Here is a 24,392-nt window from a genome sequence, read left to right on the forward strand (position 1 = left end):
CAGCGCGCTACTGCAGCTGTGTCACGATCTCGCGCGCCATCGCGCCCAGCGGCAGGATGCGGTCGGCGCCGCCGCGTTTGATCGCTTCCTTGGGCATGCCGAATACGATGCTGGTGTGCTCGTCCTGCGCCACCGTGCGCGCGCCGGCCTGACGCATTTCCAGCAGCCCGGCGGCACCGTCGTCGCCCATGCCGGTCATGATGATGCCCAGCGCATTGCTGCCGGCCGCACGTGCGGCCGAGCGGAACAGCACATCCACCGACGGACGATGCCGGTTGACCGGCGGGCCTTCCATCACTTCGACAAAGTACTGCGCGCCACTGCGGCGCAGCAGCAGATGCTTGCCGCCGGGCGCGATCAGTGCGCGGCCCGGCATCACCCGGTCGTTGTTGGCCGCTTCCTTCACTGCGATCTGGCACAGGCCGTTGAGGCGCGCGGCGAAGGCGGCGGTGAATTTCTCCGGCATGTGCTGCACGATCACGATGCCGGGGCAGACGCGCGGCAAGGCGGTCAGCACTTCTTCCAGCGCCTGGGTACCGCCGGTGGAGGTGCCGATGGCGACAATGCGCTCGGTGGTCTGCGCCAGCGCGCGCCCGCTTTGCGCCGGCAGGATCACATCGGCGGTGTGCTTGACCTCCGCTTCCAGCGGCGCTGCGGCAACCCGCGCGGCCAGCCGTTTGACGTTGGCGCGTGCGGCGCTGCGCACCGTATTGACCAGTTCCTCGGCCGAGTCGGTGAGGAACTGCTTGAGCCCCAGCCGCGGCTTGGTCACCACGGCCACCGCGCCGGCGGCCAGGGCATCCATGGTGACGCGTGCGCCTTTTTCGGTGAGCGTCGAACAGATCACCACCGGGGTGGGGCGCTCGCTCATGATCTTGCGCAGGAAGGTGATGCCGTCCATGCGCGGCATTTCCACATCCAGCACGATCACGTCCGGCCATTGCTTGCGCATCTTCTCGATCGCCAGCAACGGGTCGGCCGCGGTGGCGATGACCTCGATGTCGGCCGCGTCGTTGAGCACGCCCACCAGCACCTGGCGCACCACCGCCGAGTCGTCGACGACCATGGCCTTGATGGGACTGGGGCTGGCGGCAGGGCGGTTGAGGGCTATCGACACGGCGGATCCTTGGCTCAGGCCTTGCGGAAGATCGAGGGTGCCACCTGGACCAGATCGATGTCGAGTTCGCTCAGGCTTTCCGAATGACCGATGCAGAAATATCCGCCCGACTTGAGGTTGGACAGCACGCGCAGGATGACCTCGCGCTTGGTCTGACCGTTGAAATAGATCATCACATTGCGCAGGAAGATCGCATCGAAGCTGCCCAGCATCGGCAGGGCCGTGTTGAGGTTGGCATGCACGAACTTGACCCGGTCGCGCAGGCGGCGCTCCACCAGCAAGGTACCGTCGTACTCGCCCTGACCACGCAGGCAATAGCGCTTCAGATACGCCTGCGGAATGCCGTCGATACGTTGCAGCGCGTAGTGCCCGGTGCGCGCCTTGGCCAGCACGCGGGTACTGATGTCGCTGCCGACCACTTCGAACGGCCGCCCCTGCAAGGCGTCGTCCAGCACCATTGCCATGCTGTAGGCCTCTTCGCCGCTGGAGCTGGCCGCGCTCCAGCAGCGGAACGGCAGGCCGCCGCGATGTTCGCCGGCCAGCTTGCGCAGCAGCTCGAAGTGCTTGGGCTCGCGGAAGAAGTAGGTCTCGTTGGTGGTCAGCAGATCGATCGCGGTCTGGATCTCGGCGCGGTCCTGGCGGCTTTCCAGCAACTGCAGGTACTGCGTGTAATTGCTGAACTGGTGTTCGCGCAGGCGCTTGCCCAGGCGGCCGCACAACATGGCCTTCTTGCCGGAGGAAATGCTGATGCCGGCCGCTTCGAAGATGAAGCGCTGGAAGCGGCCGAATTCCTGTTCGGTGATGGCGGTGGCCGTGCTCATGTCAGGCGACATCCGCATCGCTGGGCAGTGCGTTGCCGCACAGGCGGGCGATGCGCACGGCGTGTTCGCGCCACCATTCCGACAGCATCGGCCCGGGCATCGGCGAGCCCATCAGATAGCCTTGCGCCAGGTCGCAGCCCAGCTCGCGCAGCAGGCGCCAGTCGTCCGGGGTCTCCACCCCTTCGGCCACGGCGGTGAGGTCGAGCCGGTGCGCCAGTTCCAGCGTGGATTCGAGCACGGTGCGCTGGCTGCGGCTGCGATGGGCGGCATGCACGAAGCTGCGATCGAGCTTGAGTTCGGTGAAGGGAATGCTGGCCAGGCGCTGCAGCGAGGAAAACCCCGTGCCGTAGTCGTCGATCGACAGGCCGAAACCATGCAGGCGCAGGCGCGCCAGCATGCTCAGGGCATTGGCTGGCTCGACGATGGCGCTTTCGGTGAGTTCCAGCACCAGATCGGCAGGGCTCAGGCCGTTGTCGCTCAGCTTGCCGCATAGCTGTTCGAGAAAGCCCTGCTCGCTGAGCAGGTTGGGCGACAGGTTCAAGGCCAGGCTCAGCTCGAAGCCTTCTGCGCGCCAGTCCACCAGTTGCGCAACCGCCAGGTCGATCACCTGCTGGGTCAAGGCATGGATCAGGCCTTCGCGTTCGGCCAGCGGAATGAAGCGCTCCGGCCCGATCATGTCGCCTTGCGGGCGGCGCCAGCGCGCGAGTGCTTCCACACCGCGCAGGCGGCCATCCCTGAGATCGAGTTTGGGTTGGTAGGCCACGCGGATTTCGCCGCGGCGCATGGCCCGGTCCAGCCGCGATGCCGCCGCGCCACCGCTGGACATCAGCGGCGATATCGCCGGCTGTGCAAACGCAGGCGCGTTCGTGGCCAGCCCCGGTTCGCACTCCAGCACATTGGCCAGGTCCTGCAGATGCATCGGCTTTTCGATGCCGCCGAGCACGCGCACCCCGGCGCTGCGGCTGAGCTGCATCACCGCATCGATCAGGGCGCCGCCGCGCTGCGAGACCACCACCACCGGCACGCTGTACTTGCCGCGTGCCAGTGCATCGAGCAGCTGCACGCCGTCCATGCCCGGCATTTCCAGATCGATCAGCAGCAGCGATGGTGAAATCGCACTGCCCAGCCAGGCCAGCGCGGCGTGGCCGTCGACCGCGCCGTCGACCGCGACGGCGCCGAGCTGGCGGCACAGCGCCATCGCGTGTTCGCGCTGGACCACGCTGTCGTCGACGACCAACACGGGGCCGTCCAGCGCGCAGCTGCAGGAGAGAAGGGTGGGGCGCATGGGAGTCCTTGCGTGCATGCTGGACATGTCAGGCTGCCAGCTCGGCGACAGGCAGCTGGGCGAGTGCGTCGTCGGCCAGCACCGCGTCGGCGTCGAGCAGGATCACGAAGCGCTCGCCGATCCTGGCCATCGCATGGATGCAGTCGCGTGCGATGCCGGCGCCAAAACTGGGGGCGCCGGCGATGGCGTCGGGCGCGATCTCCAGCACTTCGCTCACCGCGTCCACCAGCAGGCCGAGCACCTGATGCGTCTGGCCATGGGCAATCTCCACGATCACGATGCAACTGCGCTTGGTGATCGCGCTGGCATTGCGGCCGAAGCGTTGCTGCAGATCCACCACCGGCACCACCGCGCCGCGCAGGTTGATCACGCCGCGCAGGGCCGGCGGCATCATCGGCACATCGGTGGGCGCGCGGTATTCGATGATTTCCTTGATGCCGAGGATGCCCAGGCCGAACATCTCCGTGCCCAGCAGAAAGGTCAGGTATTGCTGCGGAGCCGTCGATGACGGCGCAACGGTGCGTGTGGTGGTGATGGCTGCGCTGTGCGGTTGCATCGTCGTTTCCTCAGAAGCTGGCGAACTGCGATTCGTCGATCGCATCGGCGGTGGTCGCCACCGCGCTGATCTGGCGCACGTTGCTGCGACGCGGCGGTGCGCTGACCGCGGTGCTGCTGCCATGCGTTGCGATCCGGCGCGGGCCAGGCTTGCTGCTGGTCGACGCCGCCGCACGCGAGCCGTTGCCGAGCCGGAAGAAGCCCATCAACTGCTGCAGCTGTTCGGCCTGTGCGCTCATTTCCTCCGAGGTGGCGGCCAGCTCTTCGGCATTGGCCGCGGCCGACTGCGTGGTCTGGTTCAACTGGCCGACGGCGGTGTTGATCTGGCTGACGCCGGCGGTCTGTTCCTCGGAGGCGGCGGCGATTTCCTGCACCAGGTCGGAGGTGCGGCGGATCGAGGGCACCATCTCGCCGAGCACGCGGCCGGCGCTTTCGGCCAGGTCCACGCTGGAGCCGGCCACCTCGCCGATCTCCTGCGCGGCGATCTGGCTGCGCTCGGCCAGCTTGCGCACTTCCGCCGCCACCACCGCAAAGCCCTTGCCGTGTTCGCCGGCACGCGCGGCCTCGATGGCGGCATTGAGCGCCAGCAGATTGGTCTGGTAGGCGATGTCGTCGATGATGCCGATCTTCTTGGCGATGTCCTTCATCGCCACCACGGTGGCGCGCACGGTGTCGCCGCCGTCGGCGGCTTCGCTGGCGGCCTTGGCGGCCATGCTGTCGGTGACGCGCGCGTTCTCGGTGTTCTGCGCGATGGAGGCGGTCATCTGTTCCAGCGAGGCGCTGGTCTCTTCCACGCCGGCAGCCTGTTCGCTGGCGGCCTGGGCCAGCGCCTGCGCGGTAGCGCTGACCTGTTCGGAGGCGCTGGCCAGGTTCTCGGCGTTGCGGTTGACCTCATCGACGATCTCGGTCAGCCGGCTCATGGTGGTGTTGACGTAGCGCTGCATGTCGGCGAACGCGCCTTCGTAGCGGCCTTCCACGGTGTGGGTGAGGTCGCCGTCGGCCATTGCGCCCATCACCTGGATCACTTCGGAAATGCTGCGCAGGTTGCCGCGCGCACGCTCCACGGTGTCGTTGATGAAGGCCTTCTTGCCCGGCAGCTGCGCCAGCGGTGCCTCGAAGTTGCCGCGGCCGAACTCGGCCACCACGCCCATCGCCAGTTTCTTGACTGCGATATGCGCGCCCACCATCTGGTTGATGCCGGTGGCCATGCTGCGGAAATCGCCGTCGAAGCGACTGCTGTCGATCACCACGTCGATGTCGCCGGCCTCGTGCTCGGCCGACATGTGGTTGATCTCGGCGATCAGGCCGGTGAGGTTGCCGCGCACCTGTTCCAGGGTTTCGTTGATGAAGCGCTTCTTGCCCGGCAGCAACGGCAGCTGCGCGGTGAAGTTGCCGCGGCCGAATTCGGCCACGCAGGCGATGGCCTGCTTCTTGACCGCGATGTGGCTGGCCACCATCGCATTGATGCCTTCGGCCATGCGGCGGAAATCGCCGCTGAAACGCTGGGTGTCGATGACCACGTCGATATCGCCGGCGTCGTGCTCGGCCGCCATGCGGTTGACCTCGGCGACCATGCCGGTGAGGTTGCCGCGGATCTGCTCGACGATCTCGTTGATGAAGGCCTTCTTGCCCGGCAGGCGTTCCAGCTCGGCGGAGAAGTTGCCGCGGCCGAACTCGGCCACGCACGCCATTGCCTGCTTCTTGACCGCGATGTGGCTGGCGACCATGCGGTTGATGCCTTCGCCCATGGTGCGGAAGTCGCCGTCGAAACGCGCCACGTCGATGCGTGCATCGATCTCGCCGGCATCGTGTTCCTGCGAGACGCGATTGATCTCCTCATTGACGTGGGCGATGTTGCCTTGCACCTTGCGCAGCGCACGCAGCACCTCGCAGGCCTGCTCATCGCGCAGCTGCGGCAAGGCGACGGCGAAGTTGCCGCGCGCGAAGGCATCCAGCGTAGTGGTGGCAAGCTGCAGCGAGCCGGTCGCGCTGCGGATCGCATGGAACAGCAACGCGCCGCTGACGAGCGCGGCCAGGACGCTGGCGGCGAGCAGGGCGCCGTGCGACAGCGTCAGCGCAAAGCCGGCGACCACCACCGCGACGGGCAAGGCGAGGGCGAGGGCGGCGGTGAACCACAACTGCGTGGCGATCGGGAGACGGTGTGACATGGCGGCAGCTTCCTGGGCTCAGGGAACAACGAATGACGCGGTGATGTGGGGAGTGCTGGTGTGGTGACTCAGGCCGCCAGGGCGTCCTGATTTGGATGCAATTGCTGCAGCAGGCTGGGCACATCGAGAATCAGCGCGACATCGCCGCTGCCCAGGATGCTCGAGCCACTGATGCCCTTGACCTGCGCGAAGACCTTGGACAACGGCTTGATCACGGTCTGCCATTCGCCCAGCAAGGTGTCCACGACCAGGCCGAAGCGCTGGGCGCCCTGGCGGATCACCACGATGCTTTCGCGCGCCGGCGTCCTGCCGCCAAGCGCGAACAGTTCGCGCAGGCGCACATACGGCAGCACGCTGCCACGTAGGTCGATGTAGTCGCTGGCGTAGTCAGGGGTGAATTCCACGCATTCCTCCACCACGTCCAGCGGCACCACGAACACCGACTTGCCGACGCCGACCTGGAAGCCGTTGATGATGGCCAGCGTCAGCGGCAGCCGCACCGAGATGGTGGTACCCACGCCGGCGCTGCTGTCGATTTCCACGGTGCCGCGCAGCGCGGTGATGTTGCGCTTGACCACATCCATGCCGACGCCGCGCCCGGACAGGTTGGTGACCTTTTCGGCGGTGGAGAACCCCGGCTCGAAGATCATCGCGAACACCTCGCGGTCGCTGAGCTGGCGGCCCGGCTCGATCAGACCGCGTTCCAGCGCCTTGGCCAGGATGCGGTCGCGGTTCAGGCCGCCGCCGTCGTCGGTGATCTGGATGACGATGCTGCCGGAGTCGTGATACGCATTGAGGCCAACGGTGCCGCGTGCGGGCTTGCCGCGCGCCACGCGCACGTCCGCCGGCTCGATGCCGTGGTCCATGGCGTTGCGCACCAGATGGGTGAGCGGGTCGCCGATCTTTTCCACCACCGACTTGTCCAGCTCGGTGTCCTCGCCGGCCACCACCAGCGCGATGTCCTTACCGAGTTCGCGCGCCACATCGTGCACCACGCGCTGGAAGCGGCTGAAGGTGCCGCCGATCTTGACCATACGCAGTTGCAGAGCGCTTTCACGCACCTCTTCCACCAGGCCGGCCAGGATCGAGGCCGATTCCAGCAACTGCGCGTCGCCGGTGCGCTGTGCGTTGGCATTGGTGCCGGCCACCGCGATGATGAGTTCGCCGACCAGATCGATCATGCGATCGAGCTTGTCGGCGTCGACGCGGATCGAGCGCGCGTCGGGGTTGCGTGCGCCGGTGTCCTGCGGCGCGCGTGCCGGCGTTGCGGCCGGCACGGCAGCCAGCGCGCCGACGACCGGCGCGGCAGCCACGACCGGCTCGCTGGCAGGCACGGCGCTGGCGTCCATCGGTGCCGGCACCGAAAGGATCTCCAGGTCGCAGTCTTCGCGCACGAACTCGAACACGTCCTCGATCGCGGCACGGTCGGCATCGCTGCGCAGCAGGATCTGGAAGCCCAGGTAATTGGCTTCCGGATCGAGCGCTTCGAAGCTCGGCAGCTGGCTGACGTCGGTGCTGATCGACTCGACCGAGCCCAGCCCGCGCAGGTTGCGGATCAGCTTGAGCGGCGAGTTGCCGTAGCGCAGCGCGTCGGCGAACAGTTTCAGCGTGATGCGCCAGTAACCGCTCTGTTTTTCCGGGGTGCTGTGCTGGATGGCGGAGGCGGTGACACCGCATGCGCTGGCCTGCAGGTAGGTCTGCAGTTGTGCCAGCAGGGGGGCGGCCTCTGCCGCCAGTGCGTCGGCATCGGCGTGAGCGGGGTCGGCGGCGGTTTCCACCAGGGCATGGATATGGTCGCAGCACACCAGCAGCAGCGCGATCAGTTCCGAACTCAGCGTCAGCGCGTCGTCGCGCACCAGGTCCAGCACGCTTTCCACGACATGGGTGAAGCCGACCAGCTGCGGCAGATCGAACAGGCCGCCCGAGCCCTTGATGGTGTGCGCCGCACGGAAGATCGCGTTGACCGCATCCGGCGAGGACTCGCCACGCTCGGCTTCGAGCAGGTGACGTTCCATGTCTTCGAGCAGGTCCCGGCTCTCGGCCAGGAAGGTCTGCATCAGCTGGTTCATATCCATACGCGTTGCCGGTCCCTTAGTGAATGCGTTCGCCGATACCCGCAACCGCATGTGGGTACAAGGCTTCGAGCAGGCCGAGCAGTTCGATCACATCGACCACCGCGCGGCTGGAATCGGTCAGCGAAAACGGCCGGCCGTCGGCCTGGATCGCCTGCTTGGTCGCCAGCAGCAACTGCAGGCCGGTGGTGTCGATCTCGCTGACCGCGCCCAGGTCCAGGTGCAACCCGCCCGGATGCAGCAAGGCCGGCTGCAGCAGCGGCTTGAGTTCGGCAGCGCGACGGATGGTCATCTCGCCTTCCAGGGCGAGCGTCAGCGGCGCGGGTAGATCGGACAGTGGCGTGTTCATGGATGCCTCAAGCGATGCGGTGGCGCACGGATGCGTGCCTGACGCGGAAAAGGTCGCTCCGGCGCGGGGTCGCATGGGCAGCTCTGCACACGGCGATCACGTCGGTCCATGCAGGTATCGGCGCGCGGCAGGAATATTTAGGCCAAATTCACCGCGGTGACGGATTTGCGAAATCCATCACTTCCCGCGTATTAACTGCTCAGCTTTGTCGCAAGCAGACTCAGGAAGCCGGTGTCCCGGACAATCGTGCAGGACACCGCGCTACCTTTCAGCCGACTTCTTCACTCGCTGCGTCGGGCGCATGTGCGTGACCGCAGCGGGGAACACGCATGAAACAGGCAACATGGGACCGCGCCGGCATCGTCTGCGGCGTTGGGCGTTAGTGAAAATGCCGCATCGGCTTGGATTCGCAGCGGCCCCTGCCTGCGACGCGCTCGACGCATCCTTGCGTCCTGCACGGTCCAGCACGCTGCGTAAAGCAGGCGCAACCGCCCGGCGCGCGTTTCTACCTGGGTGCGAGCATCGTCAGCAGGCCGCGTGCGGCGTTGAAACGGTCCGCGCCTTCCGGCAGCGGCAGCTTGATGCGCAGTTTGTCCGGGCCGTCCATGGTGTAGATCTTGGGCTGCTTCTGGATCATCTGGATCACCGCGACCGGGTCGATCGCCGGTTTTGCCTCGAAGACCAGCCGGCCGCCGTTCTCGCCCAGGTCCAGCTTGCGCACACCCAGCGCGTTGGCCTGCAGCTTGAGCTCGGCAATCGCGAACAGGTGCTTGACCGGGTCCGGCAGCAGGCCGAAGCGGTCGATCATCTCCACCTGCAATTCGCGCAGCGCATCGGCATCGCGTGCGCTGGAGATGCGCTTGTACAGCGTCAGGCGCGTGTGCACGTCGGGCAGGTAATCCTCGGGAATCAGCGCGGCCACATGCAGCTCGACCTCGGCGCCGCGGACCTCCTCGCCGGCATCCAGGTCCGGCAGCTTGCCCTGGCGGATGCTGCGCACCGCGCGTTCCAGCAGCTCGGTATACAGGCTGAAACCGACCTCGGCCATCTGCCCGCTCTGGTCTTCGCCCAGCAGCTCGCCGGCACCGCGGATTTCCAGATCGTGGGTGGCCAGGGTGAAGCCGGCGCCGAGCTCGTCCATGGAGGCGATCGCCTCCAGGCGCTTTTCCGCATCGGCGGTCATCGAGCGACGATCCGGCACCACCAGGTACGCATAGGCGCGGTGATGCGAGCGGCCGACGCGGCCGCGCAGCTGGTGCAACTGCGCCAGGCCGAAGCGGTCGGCGCGGTTGATGATGATGGTGTTGGCATTGGGGATGTCGATGCCCGATTCGATGATCGTGGTCGACAGCAGCACATTGAAGCGCTGCTTCTGGAAGTCGAGCATCACCCGCTCCAGCTCGCGCTCGGGCATCTGCCCATGCGCGATACCGATGCGCGCCTCCGGCACCAGTTCGGACAGCTCGCGCTGCATGCGCACGATGCTTTCCACATCGTTGTGCAGGAAGTACAGCTGCCCGCCGCGACTGAGCTCGCGCTGGAAGGCCTCGCGCAGCAGCGCGTTGTCCCAGGCGGTGATGAAGGTCTGCACCGCCAGCCGGTTCGGCGGCGGGGTGGCGATGATCGACAGGTCGCGCAGCCCGGCCATGGCCATGTTGAGCGTGCGCGGGATGGGGGTCGCGGTGAGCGTGAGCAGATGCACGTTGGCGCGCATCGCCTTGAGCGCTTCCTTCTGCCGCACGCCGAAGCGCTGCTCTTCGTCGACCACGACCAGGCCCAGGTCCTTGAACTTGACGTCCGGCTGCAGCAGCCGGTGCGTGCCGATGATGACGTCGATCTCGCCGCTGGCGACCTTCTCCAGCTCGGCCTTGATCTCCTTGGTGCTCTTGAAGCGCGACAGCACTTCCACCTTCATCGGGTAATCGGCGAAGCGGTCGCGGAAGTTGCGGTAATGCTGCTCGGCCAGCAGCGTGGTCGGCACCAGCACGGCGACCTGCTTGCCGGCGCTGGCGGCGGCAAATGCGGCGCGCACGGCCACCTCGGTCTTGCCGAAGCCGACGTCGCCGCAGACCACGCGATCCATCGGCTGGCTGCTGCCCAGATCGCGCAGCGTCGCATCGATGGCCGCCAGCTGGTCGCCGGTTTCCTCGAACGGAAAGCCGGCCGCGAACGGTTCGTACATCGCCCGGTCCACCTGCAGCGCCAGGCCGGCACGCGCACGTCGGCGGGCCTGGATTTCCAGCAGTTCGGCCGCCACGTCGCGGACCTTTTCGGCCGCCTTGCGCTTGGCCTTGGTCCATTGCTCGCCGCCCAGCGAATGCAGCGGCGCGGTCTCGGCCGAGGCGCCGGAATAGCGGCTGATCAGATGCAACTGCGCCACCGGCACATACAGCCGGTCGCCCTTGGCATATTCGATTTCCAGGAACTCGCCGGGCATGCCGCCGGCGTCGAGCACGATCAGACCGCGGTAGCGGCCCACACCGTGGTCCTCGTGCACGATCGGCGCGCCTTCGGACAGCTCGCCCAGATCGCGGATGATCGCTTCCGGCTCACGCCCGACCCGGCGGCTGCGGCGCGGCTGGTTGGCGCGCTCGGGAAACAGCTGGCGCTCGGTCAGCACCGCAATCTGCGGGGCGTCCAGCGCAAAGCCGTCTTCCAGCGGCGCCACGGTGATACCGAAGCGCAGCTTGGGCGCGGCCAGGAAGGCGGGCAGGTCGGCGACCACCTCCGGCTTCAGCTGCGCGGCGGCCAGCACTTCCATCAAGGCTTCGCGCCGGCCCGCGGTATCGGCGGCCACCAGCACGCGGCCGGGGTAATGGCTCAGGAACGAGGCCAGCGCCTGACCGGCCGGGGCGTCTTTTGCCGCCACCGGCAGCGGCGGCAACGGCTGGTCGCCCAGGGCGGCGGCCTCGTCGATGCGCGGATGGTCGCTGGCCCAGACTTCGATGCGCGCCAGCTTGTTGAGCCGCTCGCGCAGTGCATCCGGCGACTGATACAACTCGTCCGGTGTCAGCAGCGGGCGCTCCACATCGTGGCGGCGTTGCTCGTAGCGGTCCTGCGCCTGCGCCCAGAACGTGTCCGCCGCATTGGAAACGCCGGTGGCGACCAGCGGCAGCACGCGCTTGTCCAGATAATCGAACAAGGTGGCGGTCTTGCTGAAGAACATCGGTAGGTAATACTCCACCCCCGACGGCGCCAGCCCCGACTTCAGATCCTGGTACAGCGCGCTGCGCCGGGTATCCACGTCGAAACGCTCGCGCAGGCAGGCCAGCACACGTTCGACGCTAGCATCGTCCATCGGCACTTCGCGGCCGGGCAGCAGCTTGACGGCCTCGACCTTGTCCAGCGAGCGCTGCGATTCCGGGTCGAAGGCGCGGATCGAGTCGATATCCTCGTCCAGCAACTCGATCCGCAACGGCGTGGCTTCGCCCATCGGGAACACGTCGAGCAGGCCGCCGCGCACTGCAAAATCGCCCGGGTCCATCACCTGCGGCACGTTGCGGTAGCCGGCGCTTTCCAGACGGCGTTTTTCCGCATCTAGATCCAGCCGCTGGCCGACCTTGAGATCGAAACTACCGCCGACGATGTAGCTCAGCGGTGCCAGCTGCTGCATCAGCGTCTGCACCGGCACGATCACCACGCCACGGGTCAGTGCGGGCAGCCGATGCAGTGCGGCCAGGCGTTGGCTGATGATCTCCGGGTGCGGGCTGAACTGGTCGTAGGGCAGGGTTTCCCAATCGGGAAACGGCACCACCGGCAGCGTCGCATGCTCGCCGAGCAAGGCATGCAGATCCGCCTCGATCTGATGCGCACTCTGGTTGTCGCGGGCGATCACCAGCAGCGGGCCGGCATGCGCCTCGGCGGCGCGGGCGATCGACCAGGCCAGCGCAGTCGGCGAAGACGGAGCGCGCCAATATGCGCGGAGCTGGCCGGACTTGGGCAGCGGCGGAGAGGGGAAGGTGGTTGGCGACGGCATCAGCCGGCAATTTTATCAGAGCACCCACCACGGCCGGTCCATCCGGCGTGAAAGCCGGCGTCGGGCCACCTGCGCCGCCTTGGTCGGACGTGCGGCGCTCTCGGCATCTACATACCGACCATCCCGACAGATCAACAACCAAAGCCAGGTGAGTCGGGGGTGCGGCGCCCTCACCGCTCGCGGGACACGCCGTGAATCCGTCCGTGGAGGCTCGGTGGCAGCATCCATGCCGCCACACGGTCCCGCAATCGGCGAGGACACCGCCCCAGACAGTTGGTCGGTTGTTTGAAAAGCTGGTCCGCTGCACTGGCTTTCTTGCGAAAACGAGCGGACGCGTTCTTGCCTGAGACCGTGCTGCTTGCACTATGCGGACCGACCATCGCGACAGGTCCTTGCCCGCTCACCGTCGCGGGACCTTGAGCGGCATGGATGCCGCGCCAGAGCCTACAAGGACGTACTTGCGGCGTGTCCTGCGATGGTGGGCGGGCAAGGGCCCTGCAGCCAAGCGACAGATCAACAACCAAAGCCAGGTGAGTCAAGGGCGCGGCGGCCCTCCCAATCCCGAATCCCGAATCCCAGCCCCTCAGGCATCCAGCTCGAGAACCATCCGCACCAACTCCGGCGACTCCGGATGCGGCTGTGGCTTGAAGCCCAGCGACTCGGCCAGCTGCAGCATCGGCACATTGCTTTGCAGCACGTCGCCGAACAGGCAATCCAGGTATTTGCGCCGTGCCCACTTGACCAGCTTGCGCATCAGCTGCCGTCCCAGGCCCTGGCCGGCGACGAAGCTGCTGACCAGGATGGTGTACTCGGCCTGGCGGGTGCCCGGCACCAGCGCCGCGCGCGCCACCGCACCTACCAGGGCTTCGCCCGGGGGCAGCTGTTCGGCGGCCACCAGCACGATTTCGCTCTTGGGGTTGGGATGGGTCAGGCGCTGCACCATCTCCGGGGTGATTTCGGCGGAGGAACGCACGAAGCGCGCGCGGATTTCCTCCGGCCCCAACAGGCTGAAAGCACCCTGCAGCGGCGGACCGTCCTCGGGACGGATCGGACGGAGCAGGAGTGTGCGGCCATTGGGCAGACTGAAGTTTTCATGCCAGGGAGGCATGCGATTGCGAATGGCCATGACCGGTGTTCCTTAAAGATCGGAAGATTCTGGCACCCGCCCAGCGCACAACCGTGAATGAATCCGGTGCGCCGCTGGGGGTCGTCAGGGGGTGGCAGTGCTTCCCTCATCACTGTACCGAGCGATACCGTGATCCAGTCGTGAGTATGCAGCCGCGTTCGCCAGCGCGAGCAGGCGCCCGGTACAGGCAACTCAGGCGTCCTGGCGCAGCCACTCCAGCCGGGTCGAGGCACCTGCCTCGCCCAGGTGCTGCTTCAGCACCGGCAGCGCGGGTGCCAGCACCTGGTCGAACTGCCATGGCGCATTGACGATCAGCAGCCCGCTGCCGGTCAGGCGCAGCGGCGAGTCGTCCGGGCGCACCTGCAGCTCGGCCACCAGCACCGACTTGGCCGGCAGCGTGGCCGCCTTGCGCATGAACGGCTGCAGGCTGCGCCGCAGCTTGATCGGGTACCACACCATGCAGATCGCCTGTGGCCAGCGCGCCAGGGTCTCACGCACGCTGTGGATGACCTGCGGGTACTCGGCTTCCTGCGCCTCGTATGGCGGGTCGATCAGCACCAGCCCGCGGCCGATCTTGGTCTCGCCCGCGCGCGGCGGCACGAAGGCGCGAATCGCCTCGTAGCCATCGCCGGCATGCACGCGCACGCGGCTGTCCCTGGCGAACAGACGCTTGAGCGCCTCGGCCTCTTCCGGCTGCAACTCGCAGAACGCCATGCGGTCCTGTTCGCGCAGCGCCTGCGCCGCCAGCAACGGCGAGCCGGGGTAATGGTTGATCTGGATGCCGGCGGTGGGGCGCGCCGGCTTCTGGCCGGGCGTGGCCGGGCGGGCGACGGTGTGGTTGTCGGCCTGTACCGCGCGCAGATAGCGTTCGACCACCTCGGGCAGGGTCGACTCGGCCATCAGCCGCATCACCCCGGCATCGGCCTCGTTGGTCTTGCGGCTTTCCTCGCCGCCGAGCTGGTAGCGCCCGCGGCCGGCGTGGGTGTCGAGCACGAAGAACGGCGTGTCCTTGCGCTTGAGGGTGTCGATCAGCGCCAGCAAGGCGATGTGCTTGAGCACGTCGGCATGGTTGCCGGCATGGAAGGCGTGGCGATAGTTCATCGCGGCAGTGTACGGGCCGCGCCAGCATGCGGCTATGCTGCGCGCCATGTCCGAGTCCCCCGCCCGCGTGCTCGTCGTCGAAGACGAAGCCGCCATTGCCGATACCGTGCTGTACGCGCTGCGCAGCGAAGGCTACGCGCCCGAACACTGCCTGCTGGGCCGTGACGCATTGGCGCGCCTGCGTGCCGACCCGGCCGATGTGGTGGTGCTGGACGTGGGCCTGCCGGATATCAACGGCTTCGAGGTGTGCCGCACGCTGCGCGGGTTCAGCGACGTGCCGGTGATCTTCCTGACCGCGCGCAACGACGAGATCGACCGCGTGCTCGGCTTCGAACTGGGCGCCGACGACTACATGGCCAAGCCGTTCTCCCCGCGCGAGCTGGTGGCGCGGGTGCGCGCGCGGCTGCGTCGTCGCCATGCGGCCGCCGTGGCGGAGCCGGGCTGGCAGCCGCATGGCGCGTTTGCGATCGACCGCGAGGGCAGCCGCATCCGCTACGGCGATGCGCTGCTGCCGCTGACCCGCTACGAGTACGCGCTGCTGTCGGCGCTGTTGCAGCGCCCCGGCGCGATCCTGAGCCGCGCACAGCTGATGGACCGCGGCTGGGACGCCAGCGCCGACAGCGCAGACCGCACCGTGGACACCCATATCAAGACGCTGCGCGGCAAGCTGCGCCAGGCCGGCGTGCCGGCCGACCCGATCCGCACCCACCGTGGCCTCGGCTACGCGCTGGAGCTGTAGCCATGGCCACGCGCAGGCATCGCGTTGTTCTTCGGGTCGGGGCCTGAGATGCGGCTCGGTCTCAAGCTGTTCCTGGGCTTCTTCCTGATCGTGGGGCTGGCCGCGTTCTTCGTGATGCGGGTGTTCGTCAACGAGGTCAAGCCGGGTGTGCGCCAGGCGATGGAATCCACGCTGGTGGACGCGGCCAATGTGCTGGCGGAAATGGCCAGCAGCGAGCTGGCTGCCGGCACCATCGCCAGCGGCAGCTTTGCGCGCAACGTGGCGCAGGCGCAGCGGCGCGACCCCAAGGCCTGGGTGTGGCGGTTCCGCAAGAACGATGTGGCCTACCGCGTCACCGTCACCGACGCGCGCGGCGTGGTGGTGTTCGACTCGCTGGGCCGCGATGTGGGCCGCGACAACTCGCGCTGGAACGATGTCTATCGCACCTTGCGCGGCGAATACGGCGCGCGTTCCAGCCCCGAGGTCGATGGCGACCCGACCGCCACGGTGATGCATGTGGCCGCACCGATCTACGCGCCGAATGACCCGGCCAAGTTGATCGGCGTGCTGACGCTGGCGCAGCCCAATCGCAGCATCGACCCGTTCATCGAGGCCAGCCAGCGCAACATCCTGCAGCGCGGTGCCTGGCTGATCGGCATTTCCGCGCTGATCGGCATCTGGATGACCTGGTGGCTGATGCGCGGCATCGGCCGGCTCAATCGCTACGCACAGGCGGTGAGCGCCGGCGTGCCGGTGCCGCCGCCGGAGCCGCGCGGCGATGAAATCGGCGACCTCGGCCAGGCGCTGGAAAGCATGCGGCGCAAGCTGGAAGGCAAGGCCTACGTGGAGCAGTACGTGCAGTCGCTGACGCACGAGATGAAGAGCCCGCTGGCGGCAATCCGTGGCGCGTCCGAACTGTTGAGCGAGCCACTGCCGGAAGCCGATCGCCAGCACTTTGTCGCCAGCATCCGCGCGCAGGAGCTGCGCCTGACCGAAACCATCGACAAGCTGCTGGCGCTGGCCGAGGTGGAGCAGCACGGCTGGCTGCAGACGCGCGAGCGCATCGCGGTGGCTGGCCTGCTGCAGGCGGCCGTGGATGCCGTGCTGCCGCGCGCGGCAGCGGCCGGCGTGCTGCTGGAACGCGATGCCGCATCCGACACCGCGCGCGGGCAGTACGTGCTGGGCGATGGATTCCTGCTGCGCCAGGCGCTGATCAACCTGCTGGAAAATGCCATCGCGTTTTCACCGCAGGGCTGCACCATCCAGCTGCGTACGCAGGTGCTGGAGGAACAGCTGCAGCTGGTGGTCGAGGACCGCGGCAGCGGCGTGCCGGACTACGCACTGGAACGGGTGTTCGAACGTTTCTATTCGCTGGCCCGCCCGCAGACCGGACAACGCAGCTCCGGCCTTGGCCTGCCGTTCGTGCGCGAAGTGGCGCGCCTGCATGGTGGCGAGGCCACGCTGGGCAACCGCGAGGGTGGCGGCGCGATCGCGACCCTGCGCCTGCCCATCGGCTAAGCGCGCTTACAAACCGCAGAACGTAGCGAGCAGTCGTCAGGTGGGTCCAGCAACCGAGTGGTACGCGCCGATTCCGCGCACCGGCCGCGCCCGTCCGGCGGCTGTGCAGCAGGTGTGTCGGCGGCTCTGAACCGCATTGCGTGCCGTCAGTGCACAGGCCGGCGGCCGACGGCGGCGGCATCGCGGTGGCACGCAAGCGGCATGCGCCAGGCACATGCCGCTTGCGTGTCCGTGTCCGCCGCGCCTCACCGTGCGCAGCCGCTGTGTGTCAGTGCACCACGTCGGCCCCGATGACGTCCTTGGCGACCACCGACCACGACAGCTTGCCAAAGCCCTTGTTGCCCCACTCGGTGCCCCAGCTGTTTTCGACGAGCAGCCCTTCGCTGTCGTAGCCCAGCGCGATCACCGCGTGCCCGCCCAGGATCGGCGTCTTGGTGTCGTAGTCGACCTGGTTTTTTGGCGTGAGGTCTTCGAACCCCTGCCTGACATAGAAGCCGATCGCCACCGGCGTGGACGAGGCCAGCGCAAGTTTGATCTGTTCGATCAGGGCCCGCCCGCCATTGCCGTCGCCCGAATACAGCACGGTGTACTTGCGGTACGGCGTGCGGTTCTTGGCGGCGTTGGCGCGGTCGGCCGCGGTGGGTGGGTTCTTCCAGTTGTAGTTGCCCCACGAATAATGCTGCTCGGTGTCGATGCCTTGGGCCAGCGCGACGTCCAGCGGCGCTTCCAGCGTGGAGCCCTCATCGACGCCGCCGTTGACCTGGCTATAGAGATACATCGGGGCGAAGCGGGTTTGCGCCTGCTTGTTGGCGTTGGCATACCAACCGGTCAGGGTGTGGGCGGTTGCCCATGACGCACACGACCCCACCTGGCCCTGGTCGCCCGGGGTGATTGCCCAGGCAGTCAGGTCGACCGTGGCGGGCAGGGGTTTGGCGGCGCTGGCAATGCCGAACAACGGAGTGACCGGCTGCATCAACGACGAGGGTTTCAGGCCCATCCCGTGCATTGCCGCCTGTGCGGCGGCGGCGGACAGGCTCAGGGCAGCGAGCAGGCAGAGCGTGAGCGAACGTTGCTTGGTCATGAAGGCAAACTCCAGGCGAGAGAGGAATGCAGTCGTGCGCGTTTGTTGAGCCACGGCTGGCAAGCGGGCAAGCGTGTGCGACACCGCCGCTGCGGCGCGTAACGTTGAATGCGGATGCCGCGGAACCACGGAACTGGAACGCCGTGATCAACGCAGACTCGAGAAGCAATGGCCCCGTGATGCGCAACTGCACTGGCATCGTTGCGCCTGGCGGCGAAGCGCGCGGCGGTGATGCGAAACCCTGGCGATGCAACGGAAGCATGTCCTGGGCCTCTGTTGCATTTTTGCAGGGCAAAACCTGCATTTCCTAACGGGATCACAGTGCCGGTCGCCGAGCCTGCCGATCGCCCACTTCACATTCGCTTCAAATTCGCCTCAAACCTGCGACACCGTCGCAACGCACCCTGGCGACCTCCCAGACTGAGGAAGGTCGATGAAATCCCTGAAACTGTTGTTGCGCTTCGCCACCATTGGCGGATTGATCCTGTTGCTGCTGATTCCATTGCTGCTGATCCGCGGCACGGTGCAGGACCGTGCGCGTTACCGCGACGAGGCGGTGGAGCGGGTGGCGCAGAGCAAGGCCGGCGAGCAGCAGTTCATCGCGCCGGTGCGGGTGCTGCCGTTTACCGAGGACGTACAGGTCACCGAGCCGGACGAGCAAGGCAACCCGCGCAAGGTCTGGCGCAAGCGCGACGGCCAGTTGCTGCAGACCCCGCGCACGCTCGCCCTGAGCGGCGAGCTGACCCCGTCCGAGCGCAAGATCGGCCTGTTCCGTGTGCAGGTGTATTCGTGGAAGGCCAGGCTCAAGGCCGAGTTCGACCCGTTCGAGTATCCGGCCATGGCCGGTCGTCGCTATGGCCGGCCGCATCTGGCGGTAGGCATTTCCGATGTGCGCGGCCTGGTCGGCACGCCGAGCCTGCGGGTGGACGGCCGCAGCTTGCCGCTGGAGAGCGGGGCCGGCGGCCTGGTGGGGCGCTCGGCCGGTATCCATGCCGATCTGCAGCCGCTGGGCGATGCGCTGGCCGGCACGCTGGGTGATGGCAAGCTGGTGGAGATGTCGTTCGTGCTGGACGGCACCCGCAGCCTGGCGATCGCACCGATTGCCGACAACAACGACATCGCGCTGCGCTCGGCCTGGCCGCATCCGCTGTTCGGCGGGCGCTTCCTGCCGAATGCGCCGACGATCGGTGCGCGCGGTTTCGATGCGAGCTGGTCGTTGTCGTCGCTGGCCACCGGTGCACAGAGCCAGCTGCAGTCCAGCCAGTCGTCGCTGGACACGCTGGAGGTGCGGCTGGTCGATCCGGTGGACGTGTATACCCAGGCCGATCGGGCCAGCAAGTACGGCATCCTGTTCGTGGTGCTGACCTTTGTGGCGTTCGTGTTGTTCGAGTTGATCAAGCGTCTGCCGATCCATCCGCTGCAATACCTGCTGGTGGGTCTGGCGCTGGCGATCTTTTTCCTGCTGCTGCTGAGCCTGTCCGAGCACATCGCGTTCTGGCAGGCGTATCTGGTCTCTGCCGCGGCATGTATCGGCCTGCAGTTCTTCTATCTGTCCGGGGTGTTGCGCAGCTGGGCGCGTGCAGCCGGGTTCTCGGCGATGCTCACGGCGTTGTACGGGGTGCTCTACAGCCTGTTGATCTCCGAAGACAACTCGCTGCTGATGGGATCGTTGCTGCTGTTCGGCATCCTGGCCAGCATCATGTGGGTGACCCGCAAGCTCGACTGGTACGAGCTTGGCAACAGCCTGCGCTGAGGCCGGCATGCGCGCTCACGCACAGTTGCACCGGCGGGCGCAGCGTTTGCTGCCCGCCGGGATCGACACGGTGGCGCTGCTTCCCGCAGCGCTACCGCAGTATTGGGACGCTTCGCCGTTGTCGGCCTTGCCCCTGCGCCGCGACGGACGCCGCGGCGTGATCGGCCTGCGCCTGCATGCAGGCACCGCGCAGGCATTGCGCCTGGGCGGCAGCGGCTTCCTGCAGGCGGCGCAGCGGCAGGACGCGGCGGCAGGCAACGCGCGTCCGCGTCGCTACGGGCCGTGGCAGCGGTTGAGCAACGGCAGCTACTGGGCGCGCAGCACCGATGCACTGCTCGGTGTGCTGCTGGCCAGCGAGGAGGCGGCGGTGTGGTTGCTGTGGCAGCAGCCGGCTGCGGCGGCTCCGGGCAATGGCGGCTGGCTGCGCTGACGTGCGGCGGCGCAGCTGCGCCAGGCTGGCTTACCATGGCCGGCATGAGCGGCTCCTCCCTGATCGTTGAAACGGTGCGCGGCACGCAGGTGCTGCCGCATCTGGCTGCGGTGGCGCAACTGCGCATCGCGGTGTTCCGCGCCTGGCCGTATCTGTACGACGGCGACGCCGATTACGAGCGCGGCTATCTGGCAGCCTACGCGGCCTCGCCGGACAGCGTGTTCGTGCTGGCACGCGATGGCGATGCGGTGATCGGCGCCTCCACCGGGCTGCCGCTGCTCGACGACAGCGAAGCCTTCCATGCGCCGTTCCGTGCAGCCGGCATCGACCCGGCCAGCGTGTTCTATTTCGGCGAATCGGTGCTGCTGCCGGACTATCGCGGGCAGGGAATCGGCCACGCATTTTTCGACCAGCGCGAGGCGCATGCGCGTGCACTGGGCCGCTTCGCGCTCACTGCGTTCTGCGCGGTGGAACGCGCAGAAAACGATCCGCGCAAGCCGGCCGACCATCGACCCAACGACGTGTTCTGGCGCAAACGTGGCTATGCACCGCAAGCGGACATGCGCGTGCAGCTGGCGTGGGCGGAGTTGCAACACGGCGAGATCGACCACAGTCTGCGGGTGTGGACGCGGCCACTGCCGCCGTGACCGAGTCACTTCTTACCCCATCGATCACCCGCAACCAGGCCCGTAGATGAAAATTGCCGTCGCCAAATACCCGATCGGCAAACCTGCCGACTTTGCCGCATTCGCCGCACGCCAGTCGGCGCTGGTGGGCGAGGCTGCTGCCGCCGGCGCACGCCTGCTGGTGCTGCCGGAGTATCTGTCGCTGGAGCTGGGCGCGACCTTCGGTACGCAGATTTCTGCCGGGTTGCCGGAGTCGCTGGCGGCGATCCAGGCGCTGCGTGCGCCGTGGCTGGAGCTGTTTGCCGGCCTGGCGCACCAGCATCAGCTGCATCTGGTGGCCGGCAGCTTTCTGCTGGACCTGGGCCAGGGCCGTTACCGTAATCGCAGCGACTGGTTCACCCCCGATGGCCGGCATGGCTGGCAGGACAAGCTGCAGCTGACCGGCTTCGAAAAGGCCACCGGGCTGATCGAGCCGGGCGATGCGCTGAAGGTGTTCGACCTGGATGGCGTGCGTGCGGCGATCGCGATCTGCTACGACAGCGAGTTCCCGCTGCCGGTGCGCGCGCAGTACGAGGCCGGCGCGCGGCTGTTGATCGTGCCAAGTTGCACCGACACCGCCGCCGGGGCGATGCGGGTACGGGTCGGCTGCCTGGCGCGCGCGCTGGAAAACCGCGTGTTCGTCGCGCAATCGGTCACGGCCGGGCAAGCACCGTGGAGCCCGGCGCTGGACGTCAATACCGGCGAAGCGGCGGTGTTCGCACCGATGGATGTCGGCTTCCCCGCCGATGGCGTGCTGGCGCAGACCCAGGGCACTGCCGTGTGGGCGTATGCGGAGCTGGATTTTGCCGCCTTCGAGGCCAGCCGCGCGCAGGCCCAGGTCGCCAACGATCGCGATTGGGTCGGTCAATTGGGCGCTCACGTTGCACGTGCCAGGCTGGCCACGTTCGACTGATAGAGCGTGGTCCTCAAAGGACGATGTTCATCGTCGGGCGAGCGCAGCCGGTGTTCGCGACGGCACTGCCATACGTACGCTGCAACGTTCACGCGCCGTGCCTCAAGTGGTGACCGCGCGCTACGGTACCTCAGCCACTTTCATCCCTTGCAATACCTCCCACCAGGTTCCCATGGCCAAGAAAACCCTGATTCCGCACAGCGTCCGTCTCGAGTTCGCGCCTGGCGCGCTGGTGCACAGCAATCTGTCCGGTGCGGCCTTCACCGACGACTGGCTGTGGGTGGCCGGCGACGAGGCCTGCGCGGTGGATCGCCTGCGCAGGCTCGACCCCGTGCAGCGCGAGACGCTGCGCTTCGGCCAGGGGCAGAGCTTTGCGCTGGCCGAGTTGCTGGACCTGCCCGGCGAGGCGGCCGAGGAGGCGGATCTGGAAGGCATGGCGCTGTCGGAGGGATTCCTCTGGGTGATCGGCTCGCATGGGCTCAAGCGCAAGAATGCCAAGCGCAGTCGCGACGATGCCGAAAACGCCAAACGCCTGACCAAGCTCAAGCTCGACGCCAACCGCCGCCTGCTGGCCTGCCTGCCGATCGAGCGCGATGCCGACGGCACCCCGCGCCTGGTGCGCGAAGCCGCTGACGGCCGTCGCGCGCTGCGGCTCAAGGGCGATGCCAAACACAACCAGCTCACCGAGCTGCTGGCCGACGACCCGCACTTCGGCCCGTTCCTGAAGATCCCGGGCAAGGACAACGGCTTCGATATCGAAGGCATCGTGGTGGACGGCGAGCGCCTGCTGCTGGGCCTGCGCGGGCCGGTGCTGCGCGGCTGGTCGGCGCTGCTGGAGATCCGGGTGCAGGCGCATGGCGACCACCTGCGCCTGGCGCCGCTGGACGAGGACGGCACGCTGCTGCGCAAGCACTTCCTGCAATTGGGCGGGCTGGGCATCCGCGACCTGCATTATTCCGGCGACGACCTGTACCTGCTGGCGGGCCCGACTATGGTGCTGAACGGCGAAATCCGCCTGTTCAAATGGCCGGGCGCGCGTGCAGTGCTGGCCGCCAACCAGGCGCCGGTGCGCTTTCAGCACGCGCTGCTGGAATCGGCGGTGTTGCCGCACGGCACCGACAGCGACCGCGCCGAGGCGATCTGCAATCTTCCCAGCCACCTGGCCGGCGACACGCCCAGCTGGCTGGTGCTGTACGACGCGCCCGGCCCGGCGCGCAGCGGCGGCGATGACGTGGTCTACGGCGACCTGTTACGCAACCGCTGAGCCGCGCGCGGGCAGGTCTGCGCTGGTCAAGGTAAAATCGGCCGACTCCCGTTTTGCCGAGCGCTCCATGACCTGCCGCACCCGTTTTGCCCCCAGCCCCACCGGTTACCTGCACATCGGCGGCGCCCGCACCGCCCTGTATTGCTGGCTGGAGGCACGCCGCCGCGGCGGGCAGTTCGTGCTGCGCATCGAAGACACCGATCGTGAGCGCAGCACCCAGGCCGCGATCGACGCCATCCTGGAGGCGATGGAATGGCTGGGCCTGGGTTACGACGAAGGCCCGATCTACCAGACCCAGCGCGTCGCCCGCTACCAGGAGGTCGCCGAGCAGCTGCTGGCCCAGGGCAAGGCCTATTACGCCTACGAAACCCGCGAGGAACTCGACGCCATGCGCGAGGCCGCGATGGCCAGGCAGGAAAAGCCGCGCTACAACGGCGCCGCCCGCGAGCAGAACCTGCCGTACCGCGACGACCCCAACCGGGTCATCCGCTTCAAGAATCCGGTCGGCGGCACGGTGGTGTTCGACGACCTGATCAAGGGCGTCATCGAGATCGCCAACAGCGAGCTCGACGACATGGTGATCTTCCGCCCGGACGGCTTCCCCACCTACAACTTCGCGGTGGTGGTGGACGACTGGGACATGGGCATCACCGAGGTGATCCGCGGCGACGACCACATCAACAACACGCCGCGCCAGATCAACATCTATGAGGCGCTGGGCGCCCCGGTGCCGAAGTTCGCGCACATGCCGATGATCCTGGACGAGCAGGGCGCCAAGCTGTCCAAGCGCACCGGCGCGGCCGACGTGATGCAGTACAAGGACGCCGGCTATCTGCCGCATGCGCTGATCAACTACCTGGCCCGTCTGGGCTGGTCGCACGGCGACCAGGAGTTGTTCAGTCGGCAGGAACTGCTCGACCTGTTCGACGTGAAGAACGTCAATTCCAAGGCGGCGCGGCTGGACATGGCCAAGCTGGGCTGGGTCAACCAGCACTACCTCAAGACCGACGACCCGGCCAGCATCGCCCCGCAGCTGGAATACCAGCTCGCCAGGCTGGGCATCGATGTCGCCGCCGGCCCGGCCGCCGCCGATGTGGTGGTGGCGCTGCGCGAGCGCGTGCAGACCTTGAAGGAAATGGCCGAAAAAGCCGTGGTCTGGTACCAGCCGCTGGAAACCTACGACGAGGCGGCGGTGATGAAGCACCTCAAGCTGGGCGCAGAAGTGCCGCTGGGCAAGGCGCGCGAACTGCTGGCGGCACAGAGCGAATGGAGCGTGGAGACCGTCTCGGCCGCGTTGCACGACGCGGCCGCCGCGCTGGAGCTGGGCATGGGCAAGGTGGCCCAGCCGCTGCGCGTGGCCATCACCGGCACCCAGGTCAGCCCGGACATTTCGCAGACGGTGTACCTGGCCGGACGCGAGGGCGCCTTGAAACGCATCGATGCGGCACTCATCAAGATAGGGGCGGGCTGACCGCCGGAG

General features: G+C 67.4%; 19 protein-coding genes. 8 read left to right on the forward strand and 11 right to left on the reverse strand.

Annotation, left to right across the window (positions count from 1 at the left end; genetic code table 11):
• Nucleotides 1–7: 7 nt before the first annotated feature.
• From DYQ94_RS06055 to DYQ94_RS06100, 10 genes are all read right to left on the reverse strand, one after another.
• Complete coding sequence (locus DYQ94_RS06055) at nt 8–1,135, reverse strand: protein-glutamate methylesterase/protein-glutamine glutaminase (protein ID WP_026064711.1); 1,128 nt, start codon at nt 1,133–1,135, stop codon at nt 8–10.
• Complete coding sequence (locus DYQ94_RS06060; RefSeq protein WP_016904063.1) at nt 1,132–1,938, reverse strand: CheR family methyltransferase; 807 nt, start codon at nt 1,936–1,938, stop codon at nt 1,132–1,134. The genes DYQ94_RS06055 and DYQ94_RS06060 overlap by 4 nt, the downstream gene beginning before the upstream one ends.
• Nucleotide 1,939: 1 nt before the next feature.
• Nucleotides 1,940–3,223: an EAL domain-containing response regulator gene (locus tag DYQ94_RS06065; protein ID WP_039519918.1), complete on the reverse strand. Its 1,284-nt coding sequence runs from the start codon at nt 3,221–3,223 to the stop codon at nt 1,940–1,942.
• A 28-nt stretch (nt 3,224–3,251) separates the two neighbouring features.
• Nucleotides 3,252–3,779, reverse strand: a complete 528-nt coding sequence (locus tag DYQ94_RS06070; RefSeq protein WP_126965893.1) for a chemotaxis protein CheW — start codon at nt 3,777–3,779, stop codon at nt 3,252–3,254.
• Nucleotides 3,780–3,789: 10 nt separating this feature from the next.
• Entirely contained in the window at nt 3,790–5,946 is a 2,157-nt protein-coding gene (locus DYQ94_RS06075; protein ID WP_160954506.1) for a methyl-accepting chemotaxis protein, read from the reverse strand.
• A gap of 68 nt (nt 5,947–6,014) precedes the next feature.
• Nucleotides 6,015–8,021 (reverse strand): chemotaxis protein CheA, encoded by a 2,007-nt coding sequence (locus tag DYQ94_RS06080; protein ID WP_126965895.1) that lies wholly within the window; start codon nt 8,019–8,021, stop codon nt 6,015–6,017.
• Between the two features lie 16 nt (nt 8,022–8,037).
• The gene (locus DYQ94_RS06085) at nt 8,038–8,367 is read right to left on the reverse strand and encodes an STAS domain-containing protein (protein WP_016905011.1); all 330 of its coding nucleotides are present in this window, start codon (nt 8,365–8,367) and stop codon (nt 8,038–8,040) included.
• 505 nt (nt 8,368–8,872) lie between these two features.
• The gene (gene mfd / locus DYQ94_RS06090) at nt 8,873–12,343 is read right to left on the reverse strand and encodes a transcription-repair coupling factor (RefSeq protein ID WP_126965896.1); all 3,471 of its coding nucleotides are present in this window, start codon (nt 12,341–12,343) and stop codon (nt 8,873–8,875) included.
• A 583-nt stretch (nt 12,344–12,926) separates the two neighbouring features.
• Nucleotides 12,927–13,469, reverse strand: coding sequence for a GNAT family N-acetyltransferase (locus tag DYQ94_RS06095; RefSeq protein WP_039526258.1), 543 nt, complete (start codon nt 13,467–13,469; stop codon nt 12,927–12,929).
• 192 nt (nt 13,470–13,661) lie between these two features.
• Nucleotides 13,662–14,570: a 23S rRNA (adenine(2030)-N(6))-methyltransferase RlmJ gene (locus DYQ94_RS06100; RefSeq protein ID WP_016902309.1), complete on the reverse strand. Its 909-nt coding sequence runs from the start codon at nt 14,568–14,570 to the stop codon at nt 13,662–13,664.
• A gap of 34 nt (nt 14,571–14,604) precedes the next feature.
• Here DYQ94_RS06100 and creB point away from each other — a divergent pair, with 34 nt between their 5' ends.
• Both creB and creC read left to right on the forward strand, forming a co-directional pair.
• Entirely contained in the window at nt 14,605–15,309 is a 705-nt protein-coding gene (gene creB / locus DYQ94_RS06105; RefSeq protein WP_016902310.1) for a two-component system response regulator CreB, read from the forward strand.
• 48 nt (nt 15,310–15,357) lie between these two features.
• Entirely contained in the window at nt 15,358–16,806 is a 1,449-nt protein-coding gene (creC, locus tag DYQ94_RS06110; RefSeq protein WP_126965897.1) for a two-component system sensor histidine kinase CreC, read from the forward strand.
• Nucleotides 16,807–17,074: 268 nt separating this feature from the next.
• Here creC and DYQ94_RS06115 read toward each other — a convergent pair whose 3' ends face one another.
• Nucleotides 17,075–17,887 (reverse strand): C1 family peptidase, encoded by an 813-nt coding sequence (locus tag DYQ94_RS06115; RefSeq protein ID WP_126965898.1) that lies wholly within the window; start codon nt 17,885–17,887, stop codon nt 17,075–17,077.
• A gap of 433 nt (nt 17,888–18,320) precedes the next feature.
• Here DYQ94_RS06115 and creD point away from each other — a divergent pair, with 433 nt between their 5' ends.
• The 6 genes from creD (at nt 18,321) to gltX (ending at nt 24,383) form a co-directional block, all read left to right on the forward strand.
• The gene (creD, locus tag DYQ94_RS06120) at nt 18,321–19,640 is read left to right on the forward strand and encodes a cell envelope integrity protein CreD (protein ID WP_126965899.1); all 1,320 of its coding nucleotides are present in this window, start codon (nt 18,321–18,323) and stop codon (nt 19,638–19,640) included.
• 7 nt (nt 19,641–19,647) lie between these two features.
• Nucleotides 19,648–20,070 (forward strand): hypothetical protein, encoded by a 423-nt coding sequence (locus tag DYQ94_RS06125; RefSeq protein WP_126965900.1) that lies wholly within the window; start codon nt 19,648–19,650, stop codon nt 20,068–20,070.
• A gap of 35 nt (nt 20,071–20,105) precedes the next feature.
• Complete coding sequence (locus tag DYQ94_RS06130; protein ID WP_126965901.1) at nt 20,106–20,717, forward strand: GNAT family N-acetyltransferase; 612 nt, start codon at nt 20,106–20,108, stop codon at nt 20,715–20,717.
• 46 nt (nt 20,718–20,763) lie between these two features.
• Nucleotides 20,764–21,648, forward strand: a complete 885-nt coding sequence (locus DYQ94_RS06135) for a carbon-nitrogen hydrolase family protein (RefSeq protein WP_126965902.1) — start codon at nt 20,764–20,766, stop codon at nt 21,646–21,648.
• 172 nt (nt 21,649–21,820) lie between these two features.
• Nucleotides 21,821–22,912: a DUF3616 domain-containing protein gene (locus DYQ94_RS06140; RefSeq protein WP_054592982.1), complete on the forward strand. Its 1,092-nt coding sequence runs from the start codon at nt 21,821–21,823 to the stop codon at nt 22,910–22,912.
• 67 nt (nt 22,913–22,979) lie between these two features.
• Entirely contained in the window at nt 22,980–24,383 is a 1,404-nt protein-coding gene (gene gltX / locus DYQ94_RS06145; protein WP_065032529.1) for a glutamate--tRNA ligase, read from the forward strand.
• Nucleotides 24,384–24,392: the final 9 nt, after the last annotated feature.

This window comes from Xanthomonas sp. LMG 8993, from assembly GCF_009835065.2.
In the GTDB taxonomy this organism is placed as follows: domain Bacteria; phylum Pseudomonadota; class Gammaproteobacteria; order Xanthomonadales; family Xanthomonadaceae; genus Xanthomonas; species Xanthomonas arboricola.

Bases quoted from the DNA above. Each gene is read 5' to 3' on its own strand.
- DYQ94_RS06060 (WP_016904063.1), bottom strand. From the start codon at position 1,938: ATGAGCACGGCCACCGCCATCACCGAACAGGAATTCGGCCGCTTCCAG.
- DYQ94_RS06125 (WP_126965900.1), top strand. From the start codon at position 19,648: ATGCGCGCTCACGCACAGTTGCACCGGCGGGCGCAGCGTTTGCTGCCC.
- DYQ94_RS06135 (WP_126965902.1), top strand. From the start codon at position 20,764: ATGAAAATTGCCGTCGCCAAATACCCGATCGGCAAACCTGCCGACTTT.
- DYQ94_RS06095 (WP_039526258.1), bottom strand. From the start codon at position 13,469: ATGGCCATTCGCAATCGCATGCCTCCCTGGCATGAAAACTTCAGTCTG.
- creC (WP_126965897.1), top strand. From the start codon at position 15,358: ATGCGGCTCGGTCTCAAGCTGTTCCTGGGCTTCTTCCTGATCGTGGGG.
- creD (WP_126965899.1), top strand. From the start codon at position 18,321: ATGAAATCCCTGAAACTGTTGTTGCGCTTCGCCACCATTGGCGGATTG.
- DYQ94_RS06070 (WP_126965893.1), bottom strand. From the start codon at position 3,779: ATGCAACCGCACAGCGCAGCCATCACCACCACACGCACCGTTGCGCCG.
- DYQ94_RS06075 (WP_160954506.1), bottom strand. From the start codon at position 5,946: ATGTCACACCGTCTCCCGATCGCCACGCAGTTGTGGTTCACCGCCGCC.
- mfd (WP_126965896.1), bottom strand. From the start codon at position 12,343: ATGCCGTCGCCAACCACCTTCCCCTCTCCGCCGCTGCCCAAGTCCGGC.
- DYQ94_RS06115 (WP_126965898.1), bottom strand. From the start codon at position 17,887: ATGACCAAGCAACGTTCGCTCACGCTCTGCCTGCTCGCTGCCCTGAGC.
- DYQ94_RS06140 (WP_054592982.1), top strand. From the start codon at position 21,821: ATGGCCAAGAAAACCCTGATTCCGCACAGCGTCCGTCTCGAGTTCGCG.
- DYQ94_RS06065 (WP_039519918.1), bottom strand. From the start codon at position 3,223: ATGCGCCCCACCCTTCTCTCCTGCAGCTGCGCGCTGGACGGCCCCGTG.
- DYQ94_RS06085 (WP_016905011.1), bottom strand. From the start codon at position 8,367: ATGAACACGCCACTGTCCGATCTACCCGCGCCGCTGACGCTCGCCCTG.
- gltX (WP_065032529.1), top strand. From the start codon at position 22,980: ATGACCTGCCGCACCCGTTTTGCCCCCAGCCCCACCGGTTACCTGCAC.
- creB (WP_016902310.1), top strand. From the start codon at position 14,605: ATGCTGCGCGCCATGTCCGAGTCCCCCGCCCGCGTGCTCGTCGTCGAA.
- DYQ94_RS06100 (WP_016902309.1), bottom strand. From the start codon at position 14,570: ATGAACTATCGCCACGCCTTCCATGCCGGCAACCATGCCGACGTGCTC.
- DYQ94_RS06130 (WP_126965901.1), top strand. From the start codon at position 20,106: ATGGCCGGCATGAGCGGCTCCTCCCTGATCGTTGAAACGGTGCGCGGC.
- DYQ94_RS06080 (WP_126965895.1), bottom strand. From the start codon at position 8,021: ATGGATATGAACCAGCTGATGCAGACCTTCCTGGCCGAGAGCCGGGAC.